5 protein-coding genes and 3 pseudogenes are annotated in these 6,785 nt (G+C 36.3%); 3 read left to right on the top strand and 5 right to left on the bottom strand.

Annotated features, from left to right (window positions below):
• A partial coding sequence (locus CWATDRAFT_RS28600) for a transposase (RefSeq protein WP_042712735.1) occupies nucleotides 1-350 on the bottom strand: 350 nt, incomplete at its 3' end.
• Between the two features lie 154 nt (nucleotides 351-504).
• Nucleotides 505-684, bottom strand: a complete 180-nt coding sequence (locus tag CWATDRAFT_RS37825; protein WP_157134198.1) for a hypothetical protein — start codon at nucleotides 682-684, stop codon at nucleotides 505-507.
• Nucleotides 685-819: 135 nt separating this feature from the next.
• On the opposite strand from CWATDRAFT_RS37825, the gene CWATDRAFT_RS28595 reads away from it, so the two are divergent.
• Complete coding sequence (locus CWATDRAFT_RS28595) at nucleotides 820-2,127, top strand: hypothetical protein (RefSeq protein ID WP_007308249.1); 1,308 nt, start codon at nucleotides 820-822, stop codon at nucleotides 2,125-2,127.
• A gap of 97 nt (nucleotides 2,128-2,224) precedes the next feature.
• Here the strand turns inward: CWATDRAFT_RS28595 and CWATDRAFT_RS28590 are convergent, their stop codons facing one another.
• Both CWATDRAFT_RS28590 and moeB read right to left on the bottom strand, forming a co-directional pair.
• Nucleotides 2,225-2,599: a NifB/NifX family molybdenum-iron cluster-binding protein gene (locus CWATDRAFT_RS28590; RefSeq protein ID WP_007308248.1), complete on the bottom strand. Its 375-nt coding sequence runs from the start codon at nucleotides 2,597-2,599 to the stop codon at nucleotides 2,225-2,227.
• Nucleotides 2,600-2,817: 218 nt separating this feature from the next.
• Nucleotides 2,818-3,991 (bottom strand): annotated as a pseudogene (gene moeB / locus CWATDRAFT_RS28585) (molybdopterin-synthase adenylyltransferase MoeB).
• Between the two features lie 189 nt (nucleotides 3,992-4,180).
• On the opposite strand from moeB, the gene CWATDRAFT_RS28580 reads away from it, so the two are divergent.
• Both CWATDRAFT_RS28580 and CWATDRAFT_RS28575 read left to right on the top strand, forming a co-directional pair.
• Entirely contained in the window at nucleotides 4,181-5,635 is a 1,455-nt protein-coding gene (locus CWATDRAFT_RS28580) for a folate/biopterin family MFS transporter (RefSeq protein ID WP_007308250.1), read from the top strand.
• A gap of 59 nt (nucleotides 5,636-5,694) precedes the next feature.
• A pseudogene (locus CWATDRAFT_RS28575) lies at nucleotides 5,695-6,207 on the top strand (carotenoid oxygenase family protein); the annotation flags it as partial.
• Nucleotides 6,208-6,431: 224 nt separating this feature from the next.
• On the opposite strand, the pseudogene CWATDRAFT_RS28570 reads toward CWATDRAFT_RS28575, so the two are convergent.
• Nucleotides 6,432-6,785, bottom strand: a pseudogene (locus CWATDRAFT_RS28570) (NF041680 family putative transposase); the annotation flags it as partial.

Here is a 6,785-nt window from a genome sequence, read left to right as displayed (position 1 = left end):
CATCCCTTTTTATCTTCAAGTTCATTAAGCTTTTCTAAAGCGATCTTAAGGGCAGGATCGTGACGTAATTTATCATGGTCATTGACATCTTCATAGCCTAAAATAATTCCATAAAGCCTTTGTGCTAATAACTCATGAACGGAATGATCTACATAAGATTGATGACGATGATCTTGAAAACAGTTACCAAACTTCTCCGTAATTCCCAGTTTTTTATCCAACTCAGCTATCCAGACAATCCCCGCATCTGAAGTGATTAGTCCCCCATCAAAATTAGCGATTATTTCTTTTCCTTTCTGTTTACTAAAGTTGATTACTTGACGAGGGGTTCGGGGATGACTGGGACTCATTAAATCAGTTTAAGGTAAATTGCTTTAATAATTAAATTATAGCATATTTTATTCTAACAATCTAGTACTATTAGAGATTTTATTAATAATTTTTTTGGAAAAATGAGTGATTGATTTATCTTTTCATCTTTGTCTAATTCGGGTTAATTTTAACTTAAAATCTGACAACAGACTGTTGGTTGGGGAAATCTGCGATCGCTCTGTTCAAACCCACTTCCTGTAAGGCTTCTGTGTTTGGCGATCGCAGATTTTGTGAGAAATTCGGGTTAAGGATGATAGGTTTAGAGAGAAAGGGTTTAAACCCACGGGTAAACCCACAGAATATGATAGTCAACTCAATAATGTTCTAGTTGTGGTAAGTTGTTACGAAGAACCGGAAACTGGTGTTAAAAAAGTATCATCTCTTGATAAGTTGAAACAAACTTTAGGTAATTTAGGTCAATAATCTGGAGTATTATCAACTAATATAATGAGTGATATTATCTACCCAACCATTGACTTATTCATCTATGATTTAAAAAATTCGCTGAATGCAACAGACGAAGAAAATCATAAATTTGAAGTCCATTTTCGCAAGAAACTTCCCAAAAAGACTAAGTTAGTTGATCCCGACATAGAAATCGAATATTTAGAACTACTTCCTAAGCAACAAACGATTGATTTTGTTAACCAAAATAGAAACTTAGAAGGATACTATTATCCTGTTCGTTTAAATGATACTTATGGGTTACAAATAGATTGTTCTGTTGATAATTTAACCGATTCTCAACCACTGAAAAGTTTTTCTTTTATTAAAGAAGAAATTGAAGCAAAATTAAGAGGGAAAACTGGTAGTATAGGACAGACATGGATGTTATCAGGTTGTCTCCCTAAAGATAGTCGTAAATCTACCCAAGAAGTTGCTAAATACTGTTATGATTTATTTGTAAAAGATGCTAATCTTGAAGAAGATTTAAAGGAACGAGGACGGTTATTTGAAGGAGAATTTTTTGAGTTTTGGCAATATCAACCTAGTCAAGAAATAAACTTACATATTATTGTTGTTATTTATCCTAGTCTGCAAAGCATGGAAAAAGCAGCAGAATTATACAACTATTGGATTGGATTATTCTCTTATAAGCATAAGATTTTATTCGCTTATACTCAGAGTCGTTTGCTTAAAAAAAATCTGATTGAATATTATCAAAAAATTGAAGAAAATAAAAGAAGTATTGAGCAAAATAAAAAGATAAAAACGGATAAAAAAATAAAAGAAGTCGAAAATATTATAGAAACTTACATGGTCGATCTCCCTAAACTAAACTTTCAAAAACAAATTGTAGACCTTAATTTAATTAATTATAAAAACTGGTTAGAAATTATTAAAAACAAAACTTTAGAATCTGACAACTTGCAATTACTAGATAAATTTAGTAAATTATCCACACAAAAATATATCGTACAGATAGAAAAAGATTATGAAAACATGGAACTTGGATTAAGATTATTAGAAAGTAATATTAATATTATTCGCAGTCGAATAGAAGCAGAAAAAGCCAAAAGCGATCGCAGTTTTCAAAACTTAGTAACTGTGGTGGGAACAGGAACCGCATTAATGGCTTTAATTGACGATGAAGGCAAAAAATGTAATGCTATAACTGAAGTAATACCCAATCAATTAATCGTGAAAGTATGTAACGATCCTCTAGGAAAATTCATTGGGTTTCCCATCATCATGATTTTTGTGTTAGGCTGTCTTGGGTTAGTGCTAAAAGGTATCTTATCTAAATTAAGCTAGATTGATTAACAAAATGTAGGGTGGGCAAATCATTAAAAATCTGTGGTCTAATTAATAGCAATTCTTTAATTTTGCCCACCTAATCTATTAATAAATATTAATGATTTAAACAGCGGCCATCTTCTCCGTGGGGGGTTGGTGCTAATGTTGGTATATTACCTTGTATAACTCCGTGAATGGCCTCTAGGGGATCGGTTTGTGAGGTAATATAAACTGTAATACCACGACGACTTAAACGCTCGCTTAAACCCACACCTGCTTCTCCTGTAATTAAAATATAATTGTCTAGAGGATGGGGTGTAATATCATCATCGTGGAGATCGTGAAATGTGGGTTGAGTTTGAGGGACTTCTAATTTTTCGACTAAAGTAGGTTTAATATCTTGGGTTGCTTCATAAACCAAAAATTTACGAGCGCGTCCGGTTTTTCCTGTAATGGTACAAAAATCATCACTCACAAGGGCAAACTTCATGGTTAATTTCCTAATTTTATCGTCTTATTTCTGTTTAAAAATGCTAACATAAGATAAAGTTTTCAAATCTTAAAAACAAGGAAAATTTAAACATATAGGAGTTCGGAGTTCGGAGTTCGGAGTTAGATGTTCATTGTTAATTGTTCATTGTTCATTAATAAAAAACCCACTTCTAAACAACTAGAAGCAGGTTAATTATGATGGAAACTAATCAATATTTAGTATTGAGGAACATTGGAATCAACTTCTTGACTCCAAGCAGTAATACCACCTTTAACGTTGGTTCCTTCTATTCCTGCATCTTGGAGAATTTTTAAAGCTTTAGCCGATCGCCCACCCATCTTACAATGAGCAATTAAACGGTGATCTTTGGCCAACTCTTTCACTTTCTCGATCCCCGATCCTTGTTCGATATCCGGTAAAGGAACTAAGACAGAACCAGGAATACGGGCGATCTCGTATTCATTAACGTTACGCACATCAATTAACACAAAAGCATCAGCCCCATGTTCCATTAAATCTTTGAGATCCTTGACGCTAATTTCAGCAATAGCGGACTTTTCTTCCGTTGCGGCAGCTTGAGCTTGAGGAATGCCACAAAACTGCTCATAATCAATCAAATCATTAATTACAGGCCGTTCTGGGTTTGGTCGTAGCTTCAACTCCCGAAAGGTCATATTCCAGGCATTGTACAACAGTAAACGCCCACTGAGGGTATCTTTAGCCCCCTAAAATGATTTTAATGGTTTCGGTGGCTTGAATGGTGCCGATAATGCCCGGTAGTACCCCTAAAACTCCTCCTTCTGCACAGGAGGGAACCATTCCTGGTGGGGGAGGTTCTGGGTATAAGTCACGATAGTTGGGACCCCCTTCGTAGTTGAATACGGTTGCTTGGCCTTCAAAGCGGAAAATTGACCCATAAACGTTGGGTTTATTCAACAAGACGCAAGCATCATTGGTGAGGTAACGAGTGGGGAAATTATCGGTTCCGTCTACTATCACGTCATAGGGTTCCATGATCTTGAGCGCATTTTCCGAAGAAAGACGGGTTTCGTATAAATCTACCTGACAAACAGGGTTTATCTCTAAAATTCGGTTTTTGGCTGATTCAATCTTCGGTTTATTTACCCAAGAAGTGCCATGAATAATCTGACGTTGTAAGTTAGAACTGTCAACAATATCAAAATCGACAATTCCAATGCGTCCAATACCAGCAGCAGCTAGGTATAGTAAGAGGGGAGATCCTAAGCCTCCGGTTCCGATACAAAGAACACTGGCAGCTTTTAAGCGTTTTTGACCGTCTAGCCCCACTTCTGGCAAGATAATGTGGCGAGAGTATCTTTCAATCTCTTCTTTGTTGAGTTCTATTGCTTTTAAATCAGGGTTTAGCATAGGCGTTGTCATTCATTGACCTAGATAACGCACGGTTTGTGAGGGGCGTGGATCATTATTTTAGCAGAGTTTACTGAGGAGAATTGCAAATTTAGAACTTAGAACTGAGAATTTAGAATTTATTAAGCATCTCTACAAATAGAGGCGATCGCTTATGATAGATAAAGTTATAAAACTTTACTTATCTTCATGAGTGCGACGTTTTCTGCCCTGAGACAAATTAAAAAGACATTCACAAAAACGGTATTATTCGGCAATAAACCTAGTGCTGAACTATTTGCAATCCTGAGCGTCTATTTTGTGCAAGGAATCTTAGGTTTAGCCCGTTTAGCGGTGAGTTTCTTCCTCAAAGATGATTTAGGCTTAACCCCTGCACAAATGGGTGCATTAACAGGTATTGCTGCGATTCCTTGGGTGATCAAACCCCTATTTGGGTTTATTTCGGACGGTTTACCCATATTTAGCTATCGTCGTCGTCCTTATCTGGTTATTTCGGGACTATTAGGCAGTTTATCCTGGATATTATTGGCTACAGTGGTTAGTAATGTCTGGTTAGCTACTGTCACCCTCCTGTTAACCTCTCTTTCTGTCGCTATCAGCGATGTTATCGTTGACTCCTTGGTGGTAGAAAGGGCCAGAAAAGAGTCTTTAAGTCAAGCAGGATCGTTACAATCCTTAACTTGGGGAGTATCAGCTTTTGGGGGGTTAATTACAGCTTATTTAAGTGGTTTGTTGTTAGAAAGATTTAGCAATCAAATTGTATTTGAAATTACGGCTATTTTTCCTTTTATTGTCTGTTTGGCTGCTTGGTTGATTGCTGAGGAACCTGTTAGTAAAAATGAGTTACTTTCTCAACAGGATCAATCTTTGGTTAAACAACAAATAAAACAGGTATGGAAAGCCATTAAACAGAAATCAATTTTTTTACCAACTGCTTTTGTTTTTCTCTGGCAAGCTACTCCTAATGGTGACTCAGCCTTCTTTTATTTTGCTACCAATGAATTAGGGTTTGAACCAGAATTTTTAGGGCGAGTTCGTCTGGTTACTAGCGTGGCTGCATTGTTAGGAGTATTGATTTATCAAAAGTTCCTTAAAAATGTTTCCTTTAGAAATATCTTGGGTTGGAGTGTGGTTATTTCTTCTGCTTTTGGAATGACCACATTATTGCTAGTTACTCATACTAACCGCTTATTGGGAATTGACGACCATTGGTTCAGTTTAGGGGACAGTTTAATTTTAACTGTTGCTGGTCAAATTGCTTTTTTACCCATCTTGGTATTATCTGCTAGGTTATGTCCTAAAGGCATCGAAGCAACCTTATTTGCTTTATTGATGTCCATTGTCAATCTAGCAAACTTATTATCCCATGAATTAGGATCACTACTCACCCATTGGTTAGGAGTAACAGAAACTAATTTTAATAATCTCTGGTTACTGATAACTATTACCAACCTCTCAACTTTATTACCTTTACCCTTAGTTAAGTGGTTACCTAATAACGATCCCCAAGCTGAAGAGTTAGAGGAACAAGAAAATATAAGTTATGTCGGTGAAGTCTATGAAGGTAAAGCTTTAGGGACGGTTACTGATGATGCTCTAATCCCTGATGTCATTCCCGAATTTATTACCAATAAAAAGAAGTAAACTATTTAAGAAACAACAAAAAACATGACTATCTCGATTAATAAAAAAAAGAAAACTTATCTTTCAATCGTCAACAATGGCAACAGGGCTATCAATCTCAACCTAATGAATATGAATATTTTATTGAGGATATAGAGGGAAAAGTTCCTGAAGAGTTACAAGGAACTTTGTTTAGAAATGGACCAGGTTTATTTGATGTGCAAGGGACACCCTTACAACATCCTTTTGATGGAGATGGAATGGTTTGTGCTATTTCTTTTTTACCTAACGGAAAAGTCCATTTTCGTAACCGTTTTGTTCGCACAGAAGGCTATGTACAAGAACAAAAAGCAGGTAAGATGATCTATCGGGGTGTTTTTGGAACCCAAAAGCCGGGGGGGTGGATTAATAATATTTTTGATATAAAGGTTAAAAATATTGCTAACACTAATGTTATTTATTGGGGCAACAAGTTACTGGCACTTTGGGAGGCAGCCGAACCTTATCTACTCGATCCTAGCACATTGGAAACTCTTGGTATTGACTATTTAGATGGGGTATTAAACCCAGGTGATTCTATTTCCGCTCACCCTCACGGGGTGACAAGCCCGTTAAAACCCTGATTGAAAGAGGGTTCCAGCCGTGGCGATCGCTCTATAAATTGTCAAAAACTAGAGGGCTTATTGAGATTAGACTTTGGACAAAAAAAGTTTGTTAGCGTATATTTTACGCTAAACTAAAATCCCAAAATATCGGCTCTGTATCAGTCAATAAAATTGGCTAACAAATAGGGCTAATCTATAGATTCTGAGGAAAACTAAGGAGCTTTTAAGTTTTCAGTTGATTTTTTGCTCCCTTTCTTGATAACATCATGACGAGTTCGTGGGGCTTTTTTGTAACCTTTAATACGTCCGGAAGAAAAACCTCGACGTTTGGGAAATTTGGCGAAAGTCCCCAAGGTCGTAATTATTCTTGAAAAGTCTCTTTGAACTAGACTAGGGGTGATTTTGATGGATTTATTAGTCTTCAAATACTGTTCCCAATCACGGGGTAAAACCACAGCTAATTTTCTGGCAGCCCACAAATTTACATAAGAAAGAAGTGTTAGTTTAAACCAATTTTCTTCATGATGTACATCGGGAGTTAAATAAGATGTCATCAATAATCTTTG

Origin of the sequence: Crocosphaera watsonii WH 8501 (genome assembly GCF_000167195.1) — a bacterium.
Classification (GTDB): domain Bacteria; phylum Cyanobacteriota; class Cyanobacteriia; order Cyanobacteriales; family Microcystaceae; genus Crocosphaera; species Crocosphaera watsonii.
This window is presented reverse-complemented; position numbering and strand designations above follow the sequence as displayed.

Bases quoted from the DNA above. Each gene is read 5' to 3' on its own strand.
- CWATDRAFT_RS28595 (WP_007308249.1), top strand. From the start codon at position 820: ATGAGTGATATTATCTACCCAACCATTGACTTATTCATCTATGATTTA.
- CWATDRAFT_RS28590 (WP_007308248.1), bottom strand. From the start codon at position 2,599: ATGAAGTTTGCCCTTGTGAGTGATGATTTTTGTACCATTACAGGAAAA.
- CWATDRAFT_RS28580 (WP_007308250.1), top strand. From the start codon at position 4,181: ATGAGTGCGACGTTTTCTGCCCTGAGACAAATTAAAAAGACATTCACA.